This window comes from Vibrio sp. TMPB1044, assembly GCF_030442075.1.
Lineage (GTDB): Bacteria > Pseudomonadota > Gammaproteobacteria > Enterobacterales > Vibrionaceae > Vibrio > Vibrio satsumensis.
Genome location: NZ_JAUJED010000084.1, coordinates 1,079 through 1,585, shown reverse-complemented (window position 1 = coordinate 1,585; position 507 = coordinate 1,079). Strand labels below are relative to the sequence as shown.

At 49.1% G+C, this 507-nt stretch carries 1 tRNA gene and 1 rRNA gene; both read left to right on the top strand.

Annotated features, from left to right (window positions below):
- A 16S ribosomal RNA gene (locus QQ041_RS23665) occupies positions 1-288 on the top strand; the annotation flags it as partial.
- A 123-nt stretch (positions 289-411) separates the two neighbouring features.
- Positions 412-487, top strand: a tRNA-Glu gene (locus QQ041_RS23660).
- Positions 488-507: the final 20 nt, after the last annotated feature.

Below are 507 nucleotides of genomic sequence, written 5' to 3'. Positions count from 1 at the left end.
AGCAAGCTAGCGATAGTGAGCGAATCCCAAAAAGTGCGTCGTAGTCCGGATTGGAGTCTGCAACTCGACTCCATGAAGTCGGAATCGCTAGTAATCGTGAATCAGAATGTCACGGTGAATACGTTCCCGGGCCTTGTACACACCGCCCGTCACACCATGGGAGTGGGCTGCAAAAGAAGTGGGTAGTTTAACCTTTCGGGGAGGACGCTCACCACTTTGTGGTTCATGACTGGGGTGAAGTCGTAACAAGGTAGCCCTAGGGGAACCTGGGGCTGGATCACCTCCTTATACGAAGATAGTCACGATGAGTGTCCACACAGATTGATTAGGTTTAGAAAAGCAAAGAGATGAAGAACTCCCAAGTTCTTCGAAGTTTGTTTCTATTTTTTAAAGTAGAGATGAATTAGCAGTGTCCCGTTCGTCTAGAGGCCTAGGACACCGCCCTTTCACGGCGGTAACAGGGGTTCGACTCCCCTACGGGATACCACTTCCTTCAAGAAGTAAAAA